Origin of the sequence: Lysobacter sp. cf310, assembly GCF_900114355.1 — a bacterium.
GTDB lineage: Bacteria > Pseudomonadota > Gammaproteobacteria > Xanthomonadales > Xanthomonadaceae > Lysobacter.
The window spans coordinates 571,010-591,240 of record NZ_FOSS01000001.1 but is presented as its reverse complement, the minus strand read 5'-3'; the positions used below and the strand labels follow the sequence as shown (position 1 = coordinate 591,240).

Annotated in this window: 18 protein-coding genes and 1 pseudogene; 4 read left to right on the top strand and 15 right to left on the bottom strand. The window is 70.3% G+C overall.

Annotated features, from left to right (window positions below):
- Positions 1–353 precede the first annotated feature (353 nt).
- From BMZ45_RS02600 to BMZ45_RS02560, 9 genes are all read right to left on the bottom strand, one after another.
- Positions 354–1,622, bottom strand: coding sequence for a c-type cytochrome (locus BMZ45_RS02600; RefSeq protein WP_091632090.1), 1,269 nt, complete (start codon positions 1,620–1,622; stop codon positions 354–356).
- Positions 1,619–2,176: a (2Fe-2S)-binding protein gene (locus BMZ45_RS02595; RefSeq protein ID WP_091632087.1), complete on the bottom strand. Its 558-nt coding sequence runs from the start codon at positions 2,174–2,176 to the stop codon at positions 1,619–1,621. Before BMZ45_RS02595 ends, BMZ45_RS02600 begins: the two co-directional genes overlap by 4 nt.
- Positions 2,173–5,028, bottom strand: coding sequence for a xanthine dehydrogenase family protein molybdopterin-binding subunit (locus BMZ45_RS02590; RefSeq protein ID WP_091632084.1), 2,856 nt, complete (start codon positions 5,026–5,028; stop codon positions 2,173–2,175). The genes BMZ45_RS02595 and BMZ45_RS02590 overlap by 4 nt, the downstream gene beginning before the upstream one ends.
- 179 nt (positions 5,029–5,207) lie before the next feature.
- Positions 5,208–6,113, bottom strand: coding sequence for a DUF6708 domain-containing protein (locus BMZ45_RS02585; RefSeq protein WP_139215366.1), 906 nt, complete (start codon positions 6,111–6,113; stop codon positions 5,208–5,210).
- A gap of 151 nt (positions 6,114–6,264) precedes the next feature.
- Positions 6,265–6,960: an alpha/beta fold hydrolase gene (locus BMZ45_RS02580; RefSeq protein ID WP_091632080.1), complete on the bottom strand. Its 696-nt coding sequence runs from the start codon at positions 6,958–6,960 to the stop codon at positions 6,265–6,267.
- Between the two features lie 2 nt (positions 6,961–6,962).
- Complete coding sequence (locus BMZ45_RS21895; protein WP_254776510.1) at positions 6,963–7,370, bottom strand: hypothetical protein; 408 nt, start codon at positions 7,368–7,370, stop codon at positions 6,963–6,965.
- A 266-nt stretch (positions 7,371–7,636) separates the two neighbouring features.
- Entirely contained in the window at positions 7,637–7,864 is a 228-nt protein-coding gene (locus tag BMZ45_RS02570; protein ID WP_091632075.1) for a hypothetical protein, read from the bottom strand.
- Between the two features lie 22 nt (positions 7,865–7,886).
- Positions 7,887–9,269: an L-serine ammonia-lyase gene (locus BMZ45_RS02565; RefSeq protein WP_091632072.1), complete on the bottom strand. Its 1,383-nt coding sequence runs from the start codon at positions 9,267–9,269 to the stop codon at positions 7,887–7,889.
- A 39-nt stretch (positions 9,270–9,308) separates the two neighbouring features.
- Positions 9,309–9,692 (bottom strand): hypothetical protein, encoded by a 384-nt coding sequence (locus BMZ45_RS02560; protein WP_091632070.1) that lies wholly within the window; start codon positions 9,690–9,692, stop codon positions 9,309–9,311.
- 69 nt (positions 9,693–9,761) lie between these two features.
- Between BMZ45_RS02560 and BMZ45_RS02555 the strand changes: the two genes are divergently transcribed.
- Positions 9,762–9,989, top strand: coding sequence for a glutaredoxin family protein (locus BMZ45_RS02555; RefSeq protein WP_091632067.1), 228 nt, complete (start codon positions 9,762–9,764; stop codon positions 9,987–9,989).
- A 95-nt stretch (positions 9,990–10,084) separates the two neighbouring features.
- On the opposite strand, the gene BMZ45_RS02550 is transcribed toward BMZ45_RS02555, so the two are convergent.
- The 3 genes and pseudogenes from BMZ45_RS02550 to BMZ45_RS02540 form a co-directional block, all read right to left on the bottom strand.
- Positions 10,085–10,633 (bottom strand): YceI family protein, encoded by a 549-nt coding sequence (locus BMZ45_RS02550; protein WP_091632065.1) that lies wholly within the window; start codon positions 10,631–10,633, stop codon positions 10,085–10,087.
- 82 nt (positions 10,634–10,715) lie between these two features.
- Positions 10,716–11,252, bottom strand: a pseudogene (locus BMZ45_RS02545) (cytochrome b); the annotation flags it as partial.
- Entirely contained in the window at positions 11,249–11,920 is a 672-nt protein-coding gene (locus tag BMZ45_RS02540) for a YceI family protein (protein WP_254776553.1), read from the bottom strand. The gene BMZ45_RS02540 and the pseudogene BMZ45_RS02545, both read right to left, overlap by 4 nt.
- A gap of 236 nt (positions 11,921–12,156) precedes the next feature.
- On the opposite strand from BMZ45_RS02540, the gene BMZ45_RS02535 reads away from it, so the two are divergent.
- Together BMZ45_RS02535 and BMZ45_RS02530 are read left to right on the top strand one after the other, a co-directional pair.
- Positions 12,157–15,729: a sensor histidine kinase gene (locus tag BMZ45_RS02535; RefSeq protein ID WP_091632059.1), complete on the top strand. Its 3,573-nt coding sequence runs from the start codon at positions 12,157–12,159 to the stop codon at positions 15,727–15,729.
- Positions 15,730–15,888: 159 nt separating this feature from the next.
- Positions 15,889–16,854 (top strand): hypothetical protein, encoded by a 966-nt coding sequence (locus BMZ45_RS02530; protein ID WP_139215365.1) that lies wholly within the window; start codon positions 15,889–15,891, stop codon positions 16,852–16,854.
- Between the two features lie 73 nt (positions 16,855–16,927).
- Here the strand turns inward: BMZ45_RS02530 and hemE are convergent, their stop codons facing one another.
- The 3 genes from hemE to BMZ45_RS02515 all read right to left on the bottom strand — a co-directional run bounded on the left by hemE (position 16,928) and on the right by BMZ45_RS02515 (position 19,433).
- Positions 16,928–18,010 carry a uroporphyrinogen decarboxylase gene (hemE, locus tag BMZ45_RS02525; protein ID WP_091632053.1) on the bottom strand — a complete coding sequence of 361 codons (1,083 nt, stop codon included), beginning with the start codon at positions 18,008–18,010 and terminating at the stop codon, positions 16,928–16,930.
- A 175-nt stretch (positions 18,011–18,185) separates the two neighbouring features.
- A complete protein-coding gene (locus BMZ45_RS02520; RefSeq protein ID WP_091632051.1) occupies positions 18,186–18,443 on the bottom strand; it encodes a WGR domain-containing protein in 258 nt (85 codons plus the stop codon).
- Positions 18,444–18,479: 36 nt separating this feature from the next.
- Entirely contained in the window at positions 18,480–19,433 is a 954-nt protein-coding gene (locus BMZ45_RS02515; RefSeq protein WP_091632048.1) for a GlxA family transcriptional regulator, read from the bottom strand.
- 103 nt (positions 19,434–19,536) lie between these two features.
- Between BMZ45_RS02515 and BMZ45_RS02510 the strand changes: the two genes are divergently transcribed.
- Complete coding sequence (locus BMZ45_RS02510) at positions 19,537–20,169, top strand: cysteine hydrolase family protein (protein ID WP_091632045.1); 633 nt, start codon at positions 19,537–19,539, stop codon at positions 20,167–20,169.
- The last annotated feature ends 62 nt before the right edge of the window (positions 20,170–20,231 follow it).

Below are 20,231 nucleotides of genomic sequence, written 5' to 3'. Positions count from 1 at the left end.
CATGACAACGTCGGTCAGTAGAGGCCCTGTTTGTTGCGTTGCAACGAGATGCAAATGACCGAGAGACAATCGCGGCGTGCCTTGCGACGGCACGTGGCGGTTGCGGGAGGGCGCGGCTCGAAGGGTAGGAGCGGCGCGAGCCGCGATCGGGATCTCTCGAGCCACCGCTCCGCCACGGCCACGCGCAGAGCTTTAGTAGCGCGCCAGCTTTCTGTAGGAGCGGCGCAAGCCGCGACCGCGGCACTCATTCGCGACGACAACACCGCAGAGCGCCGCAGGCACTCCAGGCCCGAACATCTTCGCTGCCGCCTTCACGGTCGCGGCTTGCGCCGCTCCTACCCAAAGCGAAGGGCTCAGTGTGCTGACTTGCCCTTGCGTAACTTGGCGACGGTGCCGTCGTCCACGGGCGCGGCGCGGGGTGCGCGCAGCCAGCTCGCGAGCCTGGCGACCTCGGTGTCGTCGAGATCCTGGGCGAAGCCCGGCATGGCCTGCATGCGCTCGAGCCCGGGGAGATCGTGCTCGGGAAGGCCATCCAGGATGGCGACTATCAAGTTGTGCGGATCGCTGTCGCGAACGCTGCTGTTGTCGAGTAGCCCCGGCGCGACGTGGGGGACGCCTTCGCGATCGCTGCCGTGACAGCCGGCGCAGAGATTGGCGTAGTTACGATGGGCGGCCCCGGAGAGTCCTGCGTTCGATATGTGTACGACCGACGCCGCTTTCGGCGGCTTGTCGCCGAGCAAGTAGGTGGTCATCGCGTCCAGGTCAGCTTCGGTCAGCCGGCTGGTCGACAGCCGCACCACCGTCAGCATTTCGTCCGAGGCCACCGCACGCGAGGTGAGCCCGGTGGCGAGATAGCCGCGCAGCTGCGCCGCGTCCCAACCGCGCGCGGCCAGGCCTTGCGGGGTGATGTCGGGCGCGGCGAAACGCCCGAGTTCGTTGTTGCCGGCCAAGGGCTGGGCGCGCTTGAGCTGCCCGGCCCAACCGCGCGGGCTGTGGCATTCGCCGCAATGGCCGAGGGTATCGACCAGGTAGCGGCCGCGTCGCCAGGCCGGCGACGCGCCTTGCGAGGCCGGCGTCGCATCCGCGCCTGCCCCGGCGAAGGCCAGATTCCACAGCGCGATGCCGCTGCGGATATTGAAGGGGAAGCTCACGCCGTTCTTGCGATTGGGCTGCGCGACCGCGGGTTGGTTCATCAGGTAGGCGTAGATCGCGTCCGAGTCCTCGCGCGCGATCGTGCGGTACGACACGTAGGGCATGGCCGGATACAACTGGTGCCCGTCGCGCGCTTCGCCGCGGCTCAGGGCGTGGTGGAAATCGTCGGCGGTGTAGCGGCCGATGCCGTGTTCGGGATCGGGCGTGATGTTGGTGCCGTGGATGGTGCCGAACGGCGAGGCCAGCGCCACCCCGCCCGCGAACGGCGCGCCGCCCGGCGCGGTGTGGCAGGCGGCGCAGTCGGCGGCATCGGTGAGGTAGCGGCCGCGCGCGAGTTGCTGGGCGCTGGCGTCGACCTTCTGCACCGGGCCGCGTCCGGCCCACCATTGCAGCAGCCAGCTCGCGATCAGCCAGATCGCGAGCAGCAGTACCGCCCAGGCCAGGACGCGCCGCCAGCCGACCCGGGTCATGGCGTGCGCTCCCGCACCAGGCCCGGCGTGGCCAGCACCAACGCTTTCACCGCCTGGTAGTAGCGCACGTAGCCGGTGCAGCGGCACAGGTGCGGATCCAAGGCTTCGGTGATGGTGGCTTCGACATCGGCTGCCGCCACCGGGCTTTTCTTCAGCCGCTCCATCAGCACCGTGGCCGCGTTGACGAAGCCCGGCGTGCAATAGCCGCACTGGAAACTGAAATGGTCGAGGAAGGCCTGCTGCACCGGCGAGAGTTCGACGATCGCGCCGGCCGCGTCGCGCCGCGCGTGGCCTTCGACGGTGCGGATGCGCTTGCCGGCGAAGTAGTGCGCGCCGGTGATGCAACTGCGCACCTCGCGCGGTCCGTGCTCGTCGTCTACGATCACCGTGCACGCGCGGCACACCCCTTGGCCGCAGCCGAAGCGGGTGCCGGTGAGGCCGAGGTACTCGTGCAGCACGTCGACCAGCATCATGTCCTCGGGCACGTCGATCGGGCCGTGCGCGCGGCCGTTGACGTGCAGGGCCAGCGGTCGCTTGACGATGGGCGCGCTCATGCGGCGTTCTCCGGGGTGGCGCGTTGCGGGGCGCCGGCCAGCGCGGCCAGCACCTTCTCCGGCGTGATCGGCAGTTCGCGCAGGCGCCGTCCGGTGGCGTGCGCGACCGCGTTGGCGATCGCCGGCACCACCGCGATCATCACCACCTCGGCCATGCCCTTGGGCGGGTCGGTATCGGACAGCGGCGCCAGCACTTCGCCGCTCTGCCGCCACACCGCCACGTCGCGCGCGCGCGGCAGGCTGTAGCGATTGAAGTTCCAGGTGCCGTTGCCCGGTCCGTCTTCGTACAGCGGCAGAAATTCGTGCAGGGCGTGGCCGATGCCCATCGCCAGCCCGCCCTGGAGCTGGCCGGAGACCAGCTCGGGCACGATCTGGTTGCCGCATTCCAGGATGGAGTGGTGGTTGAGCAGTTCGACCGCGCCGGTGGCGGTGTCGACCGCGACCTCGGCCAGGGTGCCGATCGCGCTGTAGTAGACGACGCCGGCGTTGTTGCGCTGGGTCGGCGGATAGTGGACGCGCGTGCGCTCGATCATGCGGTAGCCGTTCGCGGTCGGCGTGCCGACGCCTGCGCCGCTGCCGTCGCCCCAGCGCAGCGCCACGCCGTCCAGCGGCAGGCGTGCGTCGTCGCCCGACAGCGGGAACTCGGCTTCGGCCCATTGCCAGCGGTTGAAGGTGTGCACGATCGCGCCGGTCGCCAGGCCCAGTTCGTGCGCCTTCGCCGCCAGCTGCGCCAGGGTCAACGGCACCAGGCCGGCCGCGGTGAGCTTGCCTTCGATCCAGCGCGCGTCCTCGCGCCGCACCACCAGCGGCGCCAGCTGGCCGCCGCCGTAGCCCTGGCCCCACAGCGCGCGCGCGGCCGGCCACAGGCCCTGGGTGAACAACAACCGCGCCGCCTCGCGCGTGGCGTGGCCGAAGAAATACGCCGAGTTGCTGGCGCTGCTGGGGATCACCCGGTTCGGCGTCCAGCGCGGATCGCCCTGATGGCGGTCCTGATCGGCCTGCGACATCAGCCAGGGATCGCCGGTCGCGACCATCGGCAGCTCCGGCCATTCGATCTCGCCGGTGCGCACCTCGTCGGCAGGCCGGCCCAGCCATTGCGCGCAGATCGCGGCCTGGCTGGTGGTCATGCCGGTGCCCATCTCGATCGCGACCTGGCGCAGCAGGATGTGGCCGTCCTTGGACAGCGCGACTTCGGCGAAACCGGATTCGGCGCCGGTGCCGAAATCCTTCTGCACGCAGCCGAAGCCCACGCCGTAGCGCTTGCCCGGATGCGCGGCCTCGTATTCGCGCTTGCGCCGCGCGCGTTCGCGCCACAGCGGATGCGCCTTGGCCTTGGCCAGCACCTCGTCGGCGCGCTGCGCGCCGCCCGGGATCGCGCCCTGGGTGTTCTTCATGCCGGACTTGAACACATTGCGCTCGCGCAGTTCGATCGGGTCCAGCCCGAGTTCGGCCGCGACTTCGTCGACCAGCATCTCGGTCGCGCCCATGCTCTGCAGGGTGCCGTAGCCGCGCGCCGAGCCGGCGTCGAGCGCGCGCGAAGCGATCACGGTGCTGGCCAGGTCGCTGCGCGGGAAGTAGTAGATCGACTGCGCCGCGGTTGCCGCGACCAGGCACACCGAGGGCGAGAAGTTGCGCCGGCCGCCGCCGTCGCCGGTCATCTCGCCTTGCAGGATCTCGAAGCGGCCGCTCTTGCGGTCCACCGCGATCCGATAGCGCATGCGGAAGCTATGGCGCTTGAGGCTGGCCTGGAACTGCTCGTAGCGGTCGTTGGCCAGGCGCACCGCGCGACCGTCGCCGTACAGCCCCGCGACCAGCGCATAGAACGGGAACGGATTGTGATCCTTGGAGCCGTAGCCGACGGTGTAGCAGGGGTGCAGCACCAGCCGCTTCACGCCCAGCGCGCTCGCCGCCAGCATGCGCGCGCCGTCCTCGGCGATTTCCTGCGGCGACTGGGTCGCGGCGACCAAGTGCAGCGTGGCGTTGTCGCGGTCGTACCAGCCGTTGCCGTTGTCGGGTTCCAATGCCGCGGTGTCGATGGACTGCGAGAAGTATTCGCGCTGCAGCACCAGGCGGCCGTCGGCGGGCGCGTCCAGGCTGGCCGCCATCGCCGCCGCATGCGCCGCGCCCTGGGCGTCGACCGCGCCGCCGGCGTTCGCGGGCGGCCACTGCGGCTGGTTCTTGCGATAGCCGGACGGAAACAGCGGCGTGTCCTTGAGGCTGGAATAGGCGTCGTCGTCGTAGGCGGTGGCGCCGCCCACGCGCACGTAGCGGAAGCTCGCCCAGGGATCGCGCTGCAGCGGGCCGGTCTCGGCGCCCCAGCGGATCAGGTCGTCGCGGAATTTCAGCCGGGTCTTGGCGGCGCGGAAGCGGTCGAAGTCGTGCCAGATCAGCAGCGCCACCGCATGCCCCAGGTAGGCCGGCGTCTGGCCTTCGGGCAGCAGCATGTGCTCGCCATAGAAAGGCGGGAAGCCGACTTTGTCGCGCGCGAGATCGGCGGCGGTGACGATGCGATCGGGCTGCAGGCCGTCGCCCAGCACGGACAGGTCGTAGCCGGCATAAGCGCGGTCGGCGCGGGTCACCCGCAGCAGCATCGCGTGCGCCTGCTGCCGCGGCCAGCCGGGCAGGTCGCGCGCGCGCATGTCGAAGCTGAAGAGTTTTTCGCCGCTGACCTTGGCGGTGGCGTCGGTGCGGTAACGGATCTTGCCGGTGGCCGCGTCCCAGGGCATCGGCCGCAGTCGTTCGCGTTCGAACAGGGCGGCCAGCGCGGCGCTGCCCGGCGCGGCGACGTAGACCGAGATCCCTGCCACCACGCTGCATTTGAGGAAATCGCGACGGCTGAGGCGGGCTGGCATGGACGCGGTCCTAGCTGGCTTTGACGAATAGTAACCACAAGTTCCACGGGAAAAATCGCCCGGGCGCCGCATTGCCGGTGTGCGGTGCACTTTCTCCGTGGTAGATGTGTAAGCCCCGTGAGGACGCTGTCAGGTTTGTGGGCGCGGCGCCGTGCGGCTCAGGTCGCAGTGGCGTCCGCTCAGGCGGCTCGTTGCTTCGAGGCCTCGTCCACGCCGGCTGGCCACGTCGCGTCTGGGGCCAAACGCATCACGATGACGTTGCCCAGGCCGAACAGCAGCCAAAGCGGGAACAGCAGCGACATCAGCACCATCATCAGCGCACCGAGAAAACCGCGCATGCGTTCGCGCACGCGCCTGCCCGTTGGAGTCGGGGCGAACCACGGCATGGCGAACAGCAGGCAGTCGATGAAGCCCGGGGTCTGATCGCGCAGGTTCTGCGGCGGCAGGCCTTCCGGTCCGTCGTTCATGTAGCGGCGCAGCAGCTCCCACTGTTCTTCGTATTGCAGGGTCGTTTGAGCGCCGTGCTGCAGCCGGAACCGGTCGACCTCCTCGAAGGTGCCCGGCTTGCAGGCCACGAGCTCAAGCGCATAGCGCTCCGTCACCACTTCGTCGCTGGCGCCGATCTGCCGGGTGATCTCGGCCTGCAGCGTGGACCAGTCGAACACCTTCGCTCCGCCGCCCCATCGGCCGAAGGGATTGTGGTTCCAGGTGTAGTGGTTGGCGTAGACCTTGCCCTGGCTGCGATTGAAGCGCACCGGCCGGTCTTTGGGCAGGCGCAGATCGAAGCGCAGGAAGAAGTAGGCAAGACAGAATATTAAGAGCGACGGGACGATCAAGATGCCATCCATCCAGATGTCGAAGCCGCGTGCTGGCCAGGTGATGGACATCAGGTAGCCGGGGAACAAGCCCGTCGCCAGGCAAATGATGCCGCACCAAAATATCGGCCCTCTGGGAATATCCGAGGCCATCGAGAACTCCAGATAGGTCTCGTCCAGATGGTTCAACTCGTCCCAGCTGTCGGCTTTGCCCGCGGGTGGCGCGTCGCGCAATGCCAGGTCCTGAGCCCATTGCGGGTGGGCGGGCACGATGCGCGGCGTGTAATGAGGTTCCGTCTCGATGGTCGTGGCCGTCCTGTGGGTCGACGCATAGTAACCACTGGACCGCCGCAGACACCCGCGCCGCGCTGACCGCGCGAGCCAGCGCGAACCGGGCCGGCCGTCCGTAGACGTGGCGCGCCTAGGCCGCGAACGCGCGCTTGATCGCGTTGGCGGCTTGTTCTGCTTTCGCCTGCAGCAGGAAGTGCGGGCCATCCAGTTCCACGCAATCGGCCCGCGGCAGGGTCGCGCGTATGTGCTCCCAGCTGCGCCGCGACACCAGCCGGTCGTGGCGGCCGCGCAGGTACAGTAGCGGACACGCGACCCGAGTCAGAGCTGCGGTTTCGTCGGCCGTGCTGCCCGCGCGCATGCGCGCCCGGATCACCGCAGGGTCCAGCGTGGCCAGCGCCTCGCGCGTGCGCGCGAGCCATGCTTCGTTGGCCCAGGGGCCCAGCATCGCCGCAGCGGTCAGCCGCGCCGGGAAGCGATCGATCGGCAGGACGGTGCCGATCCGGCCCAGCCATGCAGCAGGCAGTACCCAGCCTGGCGGACTGGGCGCACGCGCGAAGCTCGCGCACAGCACCAGGCCGCGCAGACCTTCGGGCTGCGAGGCGGCGATGCGGATCGCGATCGGGCCGGAGAAGGATTCGCCCAGCAGCAGAAACGCTTCGTCGCGCGGCAGGCGTGCGCGCACGTAGTCGGTGAGCTCGTCGTAGCCCCAGTCCGCATCGCGCGGATACGCGACGATCTCGGCGCGGAACTGCGGCGCGAGCGCGCGTGCGAAATCGCTCAGCAGCGCGCCGGTGCCGTCCATGCCGGGGAGCAGCAGGCAGCGCATGGCTAGGCCCCGTCGGTCGGCGTCAGACGGGTCTCCAACCGATCCAGCATGCGCAGTACGTACTGGCGATTGCGTGCGAGCTTGATCCAGGTCGGCAGGCGCGAAATCATCGAGCGCCCGTACAAGCCTCGACGTTCGCGCTGCTGCGCACCGACATAGCCGCGCAGTTCTTCCAGGTGGGTGCGGTTGTAGACCCATAGCGGGCCGGCGCGGGTCGCTTCGATCAATCGCAACGGTAGGCCGAAGTGCGGATCGTGACCGTCGGCGTTGTGCAGGCGATGCGCGGACACCTCCACCATGCTGCTGTGCGCGCAGATCGGGCATGTTCTGGCGATGCTGCCGAACCCGGCGGTCAGCCGCAGGTCGGGGACGGTGGACGAGCCGCGCTCGAAATCGCGTTGTTCGCACACCTGTAGCCACTGGTGGCCGCAGTATCCGCAAGGTCGGCGGCCCCTAAGCAGGATTCGGCCCAGCCAGTCGTCGCGCTCGCTGCGCGCATCGAGGCCGCAATGCGCGCATACGTAGCGGGCGGTCCAGCGCCGTTCCGCCCAGGAGGCATGCACGACGCCAGGGCGGTCGCAGCGCGCGCAACGTACTTCCACGCGCTCGGCGAAAGACCATAGCGATAATCCGGCGTTGCGATGGCGCTCAGGTCCGGCGATGTTCTCGGCCCGACTCATTTGATCCGCGTCAGCCCGCGATACCCGTCGTCGGCGGTTTCGACGTGTATGCCCAGCGGTTCGGCGCCGGCGGTGATCTTGAGCCGCGCGCCGGGCGCCAGCTCCGATTCGATCACCGTCTGCGCCGGCGTGGTGATCTTCACCCGCATGCCGACGCTGCCGCCGTTGTCGATGTTGAGCACGTCGCCGGGCTTGAGGTCCTGGGTGCGGGTGTCGCTGCTCATGTCGCGATCCGTGGCGCGCGCCTCAGCACTCGATGACGTTGACCGCCAGACCGCCGCGCGAGGTTTCCTTGTACTTGTCCTGCATGTCGCGGCCGGTGTCGCGCATGGTCTTGATGACCTTGTCCAGGCTGACCTTGTGCTTGCCGTCGCCGCGCATGGCCATGCGGTAGGCGTTGATCGCCTTGACCGCGCCCATCGCGTTGCGCTCGATGCAGGGGATCTGGACCAGGCCGCCGATCGGGTCGCAGGTCAGGCCCAGGTTGTGTTCCATGCCGATCTCGGCGGCGTTCTCGATCTGGCTGGCGGTGCCGCCCAGCGCCGCGACCAGGCCGGCGGCGGCCATCGAACAGGCCACGCCGACCTCGCCCTGGCAGCCGACTTCGGCGCCGCTGATCGAGGCGTTTTCCTTGTACAGGATGCCGACCGCGGCCGCGGTGAGCAGGAAGTCGCGCACGCCCTGGATGTTCGCGCCCGGGCAGAAACGGTCGTAGTAGTGCAACACGGACGGGATGATGCCGGCCGCGCCGTTGGTGGGCGCGGTGACCACGCGGCCGCCGGCGGCGTTCTCTTCGTTGACCGCGAGTGCGTACAGGTTGACCCAGTCCAGCACGGTCAGCGGATCGCGCATCGCCGCTTCGGGCTTGCTCGACAGTTCGCCGAACAGCGCCGGCGCGCGCCGCGACACGTGCAGGCCGCCGGGCAGGGTGCCGGTCTGGCGGATGCCGCGCTCGACGCAGGCCTGCATCGCCTTCCAGATCTCGTCCAGGCCGCTGTCGATCTGCTCCGGCGTGCGCCAGGCCTGCTCGTTGGCGAACATCAGCGCGGCGATGCTGAGCCCGCTGCGTTGCGCCTGCGCCAGCAGCTCGTCGCCGGAATGGAAGGGATAGGGCAGGTCGGTGGTGTCGGCGACGATGCGGTCTTCGGCCGCTTCGTCCTGGTTGACCACGAAGCCGCCGCCGACCGAGTAGTAGTCGCGCGTGGCGATCACTTCGCCATCGCCGTCGTAGGCGGTGAAGCGCATGCCGTTGGTGTGGAACGGCAGCTTCTGGCGCTTGTTCATGATCAGATCGTGCTTCTCGTCGAAGCCGATCTCGCGCTGACCGAACAAGCGGATGCGCTTGCTGCTGCGAATGCGCTCCAGCGCCTCGGGGATGATGTCGGGATCGATCTGGTTCGGCCAATGGCCTTCCAGCCCCATCAGCACGGCCTTGTCGGTGCCGTGGCCGCGGCCGGTGAGCGCGAGCGAGCCGAACACTTCGGCGCGCAGGCGCGCGCAGCGTTCGAGGTCGCCGTTCTCCACCAGCCAGCGCTCGACGAAGCGCGCCGCGGCGCGCATCGGGCCGACGGTATGCGAGGAACTCGGCCCGATGCCGATTTTGAACAGATCGAAGGTGCTGACGGCCATGGGGCGGGGGATGCTCGGCTGGAGGGCGATGGGACGCGGTCAGCGTCCGTTGGCGATCTTGCGGTAGCGCTCGCTGTTGCGTTCCTTGGATTCGCGCAGCAGCAGGGTGTTCGAATCGTTCATGCGCACCGTGTAGTCCCAGCGCAGCTCGTTGCCGGGGTGCTCGATGCGCAGGCGACAGGTCTTGGGGTCGAAGCTCCAACGGCCGCCGTAGATGTCCGGGCGCTCGTGCAGCCAGGAATCGAAGCCGCGTCGGCCGTCCTGCAGGCTGAGCGCGAACTGTTCGAACTGACCGTCGCCGACGCTCTCCCAGGCCGCGATCAACTGCGCCTCTTTCAACGTGCAGGCCGGACCCGCCCACGCGACGGCCGGCGCCAGCAGCAGCGCGCCCAGGGTCGCAGCGTGGATCGAGCGGAAGGCCATGAGCCGTCCCAAGATGGACTCTAGGTATTCTAGACGCTCGCGAACCCCGTCACCTCAGTACGCAAGCGCATGCACCTGACCCTGTACCAACGCGACGACTGCCATCTCTGCGACCTGGCCCTGGAGGTGCTGGCGCAGGCGCGCGCGCCCGAGTTCGACAGCGTCTTCATCGACGAGGACGAGGCGCTGGAGCGGCGCTACGGCACGCGCGTGCCGGTGTTGCGCGACGAGGCGCGCGGGCAGGAGCTGGAGTGGCCGTTCGACGCGGCGCGGCTGCGGGCGTTTCTGGGCGGCTGAACCGGCGCGCCCGCGAGCGGGCGATGGTGCGGTGCGCCTTCGGCTTACCGCACCCTACGCGAGGCGTGGGGTGCGGGGCGATCGCGCTTTCGGGCTTACTTCGCCGGCACCAGGTTGAGCTTGGTGCTGACCGCGACTTCGTTGGGGATGACCGAGGTGTCGGCCCAGTCGCCGCCGCCGACGCCGAAGTCCAGGCGCTTGACCGTGGCCTTGCCGCTGAGCACCGGCTTGGGGCCCGGGGTCCAGGTGAACGTCAGGGTGACCGGCTTGCTCACGCCGCGCAGGCTCAGGCTGCCGTCGGCGGCGTAGTTGTTGCCGCCCAGGCTGCGCACCTTGGTGGCCGCGAAGCGCGCGGTCGGGAATTTGGCGATGCTGAAGAAATCGGCGCCCTTGAGGGTGTCGTCGCGCTCGGCGTTCTTGGTGTCGGCGCCGGCCAAGGGGATGATCACATCGAACCTCGAGGTGTCCAGCCGGACCGGATCGAAGCTGATCTTGCTGGTGAAGCCGGGCAGGCGGCCGCTGAACACCTCGCCCTGGTACTTGGTGGCGAAGGTCAGGCTGGAGCCGGGCGCCTGCACGTAGTCGGCGGCGTAGACCGGTGCGGCGGCGAACAGCAGGGCGACGGCGAGCGGCTTAAGGGACATCGGGGTTCTCCGGAGTGGGGGCGGGGGCGACCACGGCGACGGGCACGGCTTGCGCGGCGGCCGGCGTCTGGCGCAGGCGCATCGGCAGCATGCGCCGCAGGGTGTCGTCGTTCTGGAACAGGTGGTGATAGAAGGCGGCGCCCGCATGCGCGAGCACCAGCAGCAGGAGCAGCCAGAAGCCGTTCTCGTGCAGCCATTCGCTCAGATCGGCCAGGCCGGGGTTCACCGCGGCGATCTTGGGCAGGTTGAACAGGCCGAAGTACTGCAGCGGATAGCCGGAGCTGGAATTGAACAGCCAACCGGTGATCGGCATCGCGAACATCAGCAGGTACAGCGCCCAATGGGTAAGCGAGGCGATGCGCTCCTGCCAATGCGGCGTGCCCGCGACCGGCTTGGGCGCGCCGGCGTAGAAGCGCCACAGCAGGCGCAGGACCACCAGCGCCAGCAGGGTCAGGCCCAGCGATTTGTGCAGGGCGTAGATCTTGATCTTGGGCAGGCCGTTGGCCATCTCGGTCATGGTCAGGCCGATGATCGCGATCGCCGTGATCAGCAGCACGATCGCCCAATGCAGCAGCTGGCTGATCGCGCCCCAGCGGAGTTCGGTGTTCTTGATCGTCATGCGTGCGGTACCGGGGCGGGTTCGTAGGGGTCGTTGTCGGGCTTGCTCGGCGGCGCGGACGGCGCGACTTCGGGTTCGGCGGCCGGTGGCTGCTCGTCGGCTTCGCCGGCCTGGCGATCGCGCACGGCCTCGGCCTCGATGCGCAACTCGACGCTGTCGCCGATCACCGATTTCCAGGCGTCGATACCGAACGCGGCGCGGCTCAGGGTGGCGCTGGCGGAAAAGCCGGCGGTGCGGCGGAACGGCGGCAGCGGATGGCGCTTGAGCGCATTGAGGGTCACGTCCATGCACAAGGGCGCGCTGCGGCCGTGCAGGCTGAGCTGGCCGCAGACCTTGGCGCGATCGGCGTCGACCGGCTCGATGCGATCGGAGACGAAGCGCGCCTCGGGGTAGCGCTCGCCGTCGAGCAGGTTGCCCGCCAGCGCGGCCGCGTTCCACTTGGCATCGCCCAGGTCCAGCCGGGTCAGCGGCACGCGCACGTCCAGGCGCGCGCTGCGCCAGTCCTGGCGATCGAAGCTCAAGGTGCCGGTGCTGCCCGATACCGTGCCCAGGGCCTTGGAGAAGCCGGCATGCGAGATCGCGAACATCACCCGCGTGTGTACCGGATCCAGCGCGTAGGTGTCCGGCCCGGCCGCGTGCGCCTGCGGCGCCAGCGCGCACAGCGCCAGCGCGCACCACAGCGGACGGTAGGACGGATTCGGCACGCGGCGCTCCTAAGGCAGGTCCGACCTGCATCGTCCGGGGATTCTATGGACCGCACGATGAACCCGTAGACGCGTGTCCGCAACGGTCCGTTGCGGCTCGGTCGCGGAACGCGGGGGCGGGGTGCGCGGTCGCGGGCCTTGCTTCGCCGGGCCCGGATCGGGGAGCCTAGCGGCCGTACAGCGAGGAATCGGACCCGAGGATGCTCAGGCCAGCGGTCGTGCATGGATGCCCGGGATGGGCGCGTTGGCTGTGCTGGCTGCTGCTCGCGGCGCTGGCGCTGCCGGTGCGCGCGGCCTTGCCGGAGACGCCGCAGTTCCGCTACTACGGCGTCGCCGAGGGCATGCCCTCCAGCACCGTGGCCGCGCTCGCGCAGGACGCCGAGGGCTACATCTGGCTGGCCACCCACGACGGCCTGGCGCGTTACGACGGCATCAGCTTCCGGGTCTGGCGCCACGTGCCCGGCGATCCGGGCTCGCTGCCCAGCAACATGGTCCAGGCCTTGCACGTGGATGCGCGCAATCGGGTCTGGGTCGGGCTCAGCGGCGGCGGCTTGCACATGCTCGACCGCGAACGCCAGAACTTCGTCCACTACAGTCGCGAGACCCATCCCGACATCGGCAGCGACGAGATCTACACGATCACGTCCACGCCCGACGGCGCGATCTGGTTCGGCACCGACGGCGCCGGCGTGCATCGCCTCGACGCCGAAGGCCGCATCACCCGCTACATGCCGGACAAAGCCGTCGCCAAGGGCGCGGCGCGCGACGGCCTGCCCGGCGAATACATCTGGACCATGAAGACCGACAGCGCCGGGCGGCTGTGGGTGGGCACGACCACCGGCCTGGCCTACTGGGACGGCACGCGCTTCCGCACGGTCGCGCACGCCGGCATCAGCGGCGCCTGGGTGACCGCGTTGACGCCGGCCGCCGACGGCTCGCTGTGGATCGGCGCCGGCCTGCGCGCGTTCCGGCGCACGCCCGACGGCCGCATCGCGCAGATGCCGTGGTTCCAGCCCGCCGACAAGATCGGCGTGTACGGCGTGGTCGGCGACGGCCCCGGCAACTACTGGGTCGCGACCCATCGCGGACTGCGGCGCGTGCTCAATGGGCGCCTGATGCCGCCGGCCGGCGATGTCGCGATCGCGGAGATCAACACCCTCGACTTGCTGCAGGACCACGAGGGCGGCTGGTGGTTCGCGACCGAGGAAGAGGGCGTCGCCTATCTGGCGCCGAACTGGCGACAGTTCACCGTGCTCCGGCCCGGCACCGGTCGGCCCGGCGCGGCGCGCGTGGGCTACATGCGCGACCTCGCGACCAGCCGCGACGGCAACGTGTGGATGGTCGGCGAACGCGGCGTGATCGATCACTTGAATCTGGCCGACGGCCGCTCGACCCAGCGCCAGGTGCCGGCGGTCGCCGACGCCGCGCTGTACTCGATGCTGGAGGCGCGCGACGGCGCGCTGTGGTTCGGCGACAACCACGGCCTGTCGCGGGTGGCGCCCGACGGCAGCGTGCGCAACTGGAGCGCGACCTCGCCGCAGGACGCGGCGTTGGGCGACGACGGCATCACCGACCAACTGGTGCAGACGCCCGACGGCAACGTCTGGATCGCCTACATGCCGCCGGCGCTGCAGATGCGCGACAGCGAGGGGCGGGTGCTGCTGTCGGTGAAGCCGGAGGACGACCGCGGCGTCGACAGCCTGTACATCGAGCAGATCGACGTCGGCCCCGACGGCGCGCTGTGGATGGCCGGGCCCTCCGGCCTGTCGCGCTGGAACGCGGCCGCGCGCCGCTTCGACGCTTTGCCGGGCGGGCCGGCCGGGCGCGTGTTCGGCTTCGCGATGGTCGGCCAGGACCGGCTGTGGCTGCACCGCCTGGAAGCCTTGGAGCAATACGCCTGGGACGGCCGCGAGCTGCGCCTGCTGGCGCGCGTGAGCGGCGACGAAGGTCTGCCCGCGACCGAGTCCGGCGGCGTGCTGGCCTGGGGCGACAACGTCTGGCTGACCACGCGCCGCGGCCTGATCTGCTGGAACCAGACCCGGCAGCGCCTGCGCATCTACGGCATGCGCGACGGTCTGCCCAGTCAGGAGTTCACCGAACGCAATCCGCTGCTCACGCCCTCCGGCGTGGCCGCGGCGGTGACCATGGACGGCGTGGTCCTGTTCGACGCGGGGCGCGCGCCGGAAGCGGCCAAGTCGCCGCGCCTGGTGATCGAAACCTTGAGCTACCGCCGCGACGAGGACGAGTTCAAGCTGGATCCCGAACGCCCCGTGGTGCTGGGCCCGCAGGACCGCGACCTGCGCGTGTCGGCGCGTCTGCTGTCCTTCGTCGATCTGCAATCGCATCGCTATCGCTTCCGTCTGCACGGCTACGACCCGGATTGGGTGATCCAGTCCGGCAACGGCGAGCGCGTGTTCTCGAAGCTGGAACCCGGCACCTACCGCATGGAAGTGCAGGCGGCCAACGCCGACGGCATCTGGTCGCAGTCGCGCCAGTTCTCGCTGACCGTGCAGCCGCCGTGGTGGCGCACGCCGCCGGCGCTGGCGGCGCTGGTCGGCATCGCGATCCTGGGCGCGTGGTGGGCGGCCGATCGCTACCGCAGGCGCCTCAAGCGCCGCCTCGACTGGCAGGCCGCCGAGCACGAGCGCGAGATCGCCAAGGAAGCCTCGCTGGCCAAGACCCGGTTCCTGGCCACGCTGGGCCACGAAGTGCGCACGCCCATGACCGGCGTGCTCGGCATGAGCGAGTTGCTGCTGGACACGCCGCTGGATACGCAGCAGCGCGGCTACACCGAATCGATCCAGCGCGCCGGCAAGCATCTGCTGCGTCTGGTCAACGACGCGCTGGACCTGGCCCGGATCGAATCGGGCAAGCTGGAGCTGGCCGACGAGGCCTTCGACGTGCGCGCACTGGTCGAGGACGCGAGCGCGCTGATGGCGCCGCTGGCGCGCAAGCGCGGCCTGGCGTTCCAGCTGGAGATCGCGCAGGACGCGCCGCGCGGCTTGCGCGGCGATCCGCACCGCGTGCGGCAGATCCTGCTCAATCTGCTCGGCAACGCGATCAAGTTCACCGAACGCGGCAGCGTCTCGCTGCGGGTGTCGGCGATGACGCCGCAGGGCGTGCGCTTCGAAGTCGCCGACACTGGCCCGGGTTTGAACGAAGAGCAGCAGTCGCGCCTGTTCCGTCGCTTCGAGCAGGCCGAAGGCGCGCGCACCGCCGCGCGCTACGGCGGCAGCGGCCTGGGCCTGGCGATCTGCCAGGAGCTGGCGGCGGCGATGAACGGATTGCTGTCGGTGGACAGCCGGCCCGGCGAAGGCGCGCGCTTCTGCTTCGAGCTGCCGTTGCCGGCGGCGATCGTCGGCAGCGACGCCAGCGCGCCCGACCGGGTCGGCGCATCGCGGCGCGCGCCGTTGGCGCTGCTGCTGGTCGAGGACGACACCACCGTGGCCGAGGTCATCGCCGGTCTGCTGCGCGCGCAGGGGCATCGCGTGACCCATGTCGGCAACGGCCTGGGCGCGCTCACCGAAGTCGCGACCGCGCATTACGACGCCGCCTTGCTCGATCTGGACCTGCCCGGCCTCAACGGCCTGGACCTGGCCCGCCAACTGCGCGCCCAGGGCTATGCGCGCCCGCTGATCGCGGTCACCGCGCGCGCCGACGCCGACGCCGAACCGCAGGCGATCGCGGCCGGTTTCGACCGTTTCCTGCGTAAGCCGGTGACCGGCGCGATGCTGGCCGCGGTGCTGGACGAGGCGTTGCCGCCGGCAGGGTGAAGGGCGGCTGTCCCGACCGCGCCGGACCGGCTGGCAGGCGCCGTCGAAGCGGCGCATGATCCGGCGGAAGCGGGGCCGCGCAAGCGCGCCCCGCAGCAGGCGCAGTCGGGAGCGGCGATGATCGGTAAAGCAGTGCGCGCAGCTGGCTGCGCAGGGGCGATGGCTTGGGCCTTGGCCTGGTCGATCGCGTGGACGCCGGCCGTCGCGCTCGGCGCCGACGCCGCCGATGCGGTCGCCAGCGCCGATACCGCGCAGGCCCGGACCGTGCCCCTGTTGGGCGGCTATCTGCGCGAGACCCGCGTGGTCTATCCGCTGCGCGTGGGCAAGTGGCAGGCGGTGGACGAACACCGCTACGACCGCCAGGAATTCGGCGTATCGGTGCGCTATGCGCTGAGCGCCCGCAGCGATCGCTGGATCGACGTGTACTTCTATCCGGCCGGGGTGCTGTCGCCGGACGAGTTCGAGCGCGTCGCCGGCGAAGAACGCGAGGCCCTGGCCGAGGTCGGCCGTCAGCCCGGCGGCTATGAGGACATGGACATGGGCGAACTGCGCAGCTTCGCCTCCGCGCGCCGCAAGGACGGCGCGGTCAGCGGCCGCTCGCTGGACCTGGCCTACACCAGCCAGGGCGAGCGCAAGAGTTCGGCGATGACCCTGCAGTTGGATCGCATGTACCTGGTCAAGGGCCGCTACAGCGTGCCGGCCAAGGCGGCCACGCGCGCGCAGGCGCGCGCCGCGCTGGAGGATTTCGTGTCCGATCTGTCCGGGCGCCTGACCGTGGCCAGCACCGGCCGCTGCTGGGATCCGCTGCCGATCGAAAAGCTCGAGGCCGGCGCGCCCACGCCCAGCGGCGCGGTGTCGACGGTGTCCAAGAACGGCGTCGACAGCGCCTACCTGATGCGCGACCGGGTGCTGGCGCGCGAGCCGCAATCGGACGAGGCGCAGGCGCTGATGATGATCGGCATGGGCCTGGGCAAGCGCCTGCAGGCGGGCTGCGAACCGCCCGAGGAGATCGAGCAGGTGGTGCCCAAGGACATGCGCGAGATCCGGCTCGAATACGGCGCGCCCAGCGATGCGCCGGCGGATCCGTCGCGGCTGCTGCGCAGCAACAAGATCGACGTGGGCTGAGTTCGCGACGCCATCGATCGATACGAAAAAGCCGGCGCGAGCGCCGGCTTTTTCATTGGCTGCGGCTGCGCGCTCAGCGCGCGCTGAGTTCGTGCACCGCGCTCACCATCGCCGCCACGTGATCCGGGCTCATGTCCGGCGACAGGCCGTGGCCGAGGTTGAACACGTGGCCTTCGCGCGAACCGCCGTTGCCGTCGCGGTAGTCGTCCAGCGCGCGGCCGACCTGGTCGCGGATCGCCGCGGGTGTGGCGTACAGGGTGACCGGATCGAGATTGCCCTGGATCGCGACGCGGCCGCCGATGCGGCGCGCGGTGTCGCCCAGGCCGATGGTCCAGTCCACGCCCACCGCCTCGGCGCCGCTGGCGGCCAGCGCTTCCAGGTAGGGATCGTTGCCCTTGCCGAACAGGATCAGCGGCGCGCGCTGCGCGCCCGCGCCGCGCGGCAGCTCGGCCGCGATGCGTTGCAGGTAACGCAGCGAAAACTCGCGGTACATCGCCGGCGACAGCACGCCGCCCCAGGTGTCGAACACCTGCAGCGCCTGCGCGCCGGCGGCGTGCTGGGCCTGCAGGTAGGCGATCACCGCGTCGGTGACCACGCCCAGCAGCTTGTGCATCGCGGCCGGGTCGTTGAGCGCGAGCGCCTTGACCTTGGAATAGTTGTCGCTGCCACCGCCTTCGACCATGTAGCAGGCGATGGTCCAGGGGCTGCCGGAGAAACCGATCAGCGGCACCGAGCCGTTCAACTCGCGGCGGATGGTGCGCACCGCGTCCATCACGTAGCGCAGCTCGCCTTCCATGTCCGGCACCGCCAGGCGGTCGATGTCGGCGGCGCTGCGGATCGGGCGTTCGAACTTCGGGCCCTCGCCGTCGGCGAAATACAGGCCCAGGCCCATCGCGTCGGGCACGGTGAGGATGTCGGAGAACAGGATCGCGGCGTCCAGCGGGAACCGGCGCAGCGGCTGCAGGGTGACCTCGCAGGCCAGTTCGGGGTTCTTGGCCAGGTTGAGGAAGCTGCCGGCCTGGGCGCGGGTGGCGCGGTACTCGGGCAGGTAGCGGCCGGCCTGGCGCATCAGCCACACCGGCGTGCGGTCGACCGGCTCGCGGCGCAGGGCGCGCAGGAAGCGGTCGTTGGCGGGTGCGGCGTCGGTAAGGGACATGCTGGATTCCTGGTGCGCGGGGGCGTCGGCTGGGCGCGCATTATCGCGGTGCGGCGGGGCCGAAGCGAGCCGCGCAGGCGTGCGTGGCTGCGTTGCTGTGTTCCGCCGCGCCGCGGTCAAGCCCGCGTGCGGCTGCCGCAAAGCCCGGGCCGGTGGGCGCCCGGGCGACGCGCGCTCACTCGCTGGGCGCTTCCGCGCCCTGGGCGAACATCAGCTGGAAACCGCGCTTGAGCTGCTGGTCGCGCGCGTGTTCCAGCGCGGCGAAGGCGCTGTCGCGGTCCATGAACTGCTCGCGACGCACGCTGCTGCGGCCGCCGATCTGGCCGGTTTCGCGCACCAGGGTCCAGCCGCCCAGCAGATCGGGCTGCAGCATCAGCTGCACGAAGCGCGGGGCTTCGCGGCCGTCGGGGCGTTGTTGTAGGAGTAGGCGCACGCCTGGATTGTAGCGGCAGGCGGCGCCGCAACGGGCTCAGCCGCCGCGGAACTCGCGCCGGTAGGCCGAGGGCGAGGTCTTGAGCGCGGCCGCGAAGTGCTGGCGCAGCGACACCGCCGAGCCGAAGCCGGTGTCGGCGGCGATCGCCTCGATCGGCTGGTCGGTGCTCTCCAGCAGGCGCTGCGCGCGCGCCAGGCGCTGATTGGTCAGCCATTGCGCGACCGTGGTGCCGGTGCTCTGGCGGAAGCGGCGGGTGAAGCTGCGCCGGCTCATCAGCGCGCGTTCGGCCAGCGCGTCCAGGCTGTGCGGCTGCTCCAGATGGGCCAGGGCCCAGCTCAGCACCCCCGACAAGCGCTCGTCCTGGGGCGAGGCCGGCACCGGCCGCTCGATGTACTGGGCCTGGCCGCCCTGGCGGTGCGGGGCCACCACCAGCCGCCGCGCGACCCGGCTGGCGAGCTCGGCGCCGCAGCGCCGGCGCAGCAGGTGCAGGCAGCAGTCCAGCGCGGCCGCGGTGCCGGCCGAGGTGGTCAGTTCGTCGTCGTCGACATAGAGCACGTCCCATTGCAGGCGCACCTGCGGATAGCGGCGGGCGAAGTGCTCGCTCCAATGCCAATGGGTGGTGGCGCGGCGGCCGTCTAGCAGGCCGGCCTCGGCCAGCACGTAGGCGCCCAGGCACAGCCCGACGATCCGGGCGCCGCGCGCATGGGCGCGGCGCAGGGCCTGCAGCAGGGCCTCGGGCGGGCGTTCGTCGGCGTCGCGCCAGGACGGCACGATCACCACGCCGGCCTCGTCCAGACCCTCCAGGCCGTGCTCGACCGCGATGCTGAAACCGGCCTGGGTGCGCAGCGGGCCGGGTTCGGCCGCGCACACCCGCAGAGCGAAGCGCGCCTGCGCGTCGAAGCCGCGGTCCTCGAACACGATGCAGGGCACCGAGAGATGGAAGGGGCTGATGCGGTCGAAGGCGACCACGGCGATGGTGTCGGCGTTCATGGCCCGATTCTATCGAATATTGGCATTCGGGCCACTGTCGGCGATTCCGCCGCGAGCGGAGCATGTACGGCGTCCGATCCCTTTCCTACTTTGGAGTTCCGCCATGACCCGCAAGCGCGCCCTGATCGTCGTCGACGTCCAGAACGAGTACTTCAGTGGCGGCCTGCTCATCGAGCACCCGCCGGTGAGCCAGACCCTGCCCAACATCGGCCGCGCCATGGACGCCGCGCGCGCCGCCGGCGTGCCGGTGGTGGTGGTGCAGAACACCGCGCCGCCGGAAGCGCCGGTGTTCGTCAAAGGCACGCCGGGCTGGCAGCTCAACGAGGTCGTCGGCGGCCGTCCGCGCGACCATTACATCGAAAAGAACTTCCCCAGCGTGTTCACCGGCACCGACCTCAAGGACTGGATCGCGGCCAACGGCGTCGACACCCTCAGCGTGGTCGGTTACATGACCCACAACTGCGACGCCTCGACCATCTTCGAGGCCGCGCACCTGCAGTTGAACGTCGAGTTCCTCGACGACGCCAGCGGTTCGCTGTCGTACGAGAACAGCGCCGGCCGGGCCAGCGCCGAGGAGATCCATCGGGTGTTCTCGGTGGTGTTCCAGAGCCGCTTCGCCGCGGTGTTGAGCACCGACCAGTGGATCGAGGCGGTCCGGACCGATGCGCTGCCTTATCTCGACAATCCGTACGCGTCGAACCAGCGCGCGCTGGCGCGGGTGAAGGCGGCGGCGTAAGCGCGCAGCCGGCGCGCTGGCGCTTGCCGGCCTTGCGTGCGCCGCAACGAAAGCCCGGTCGC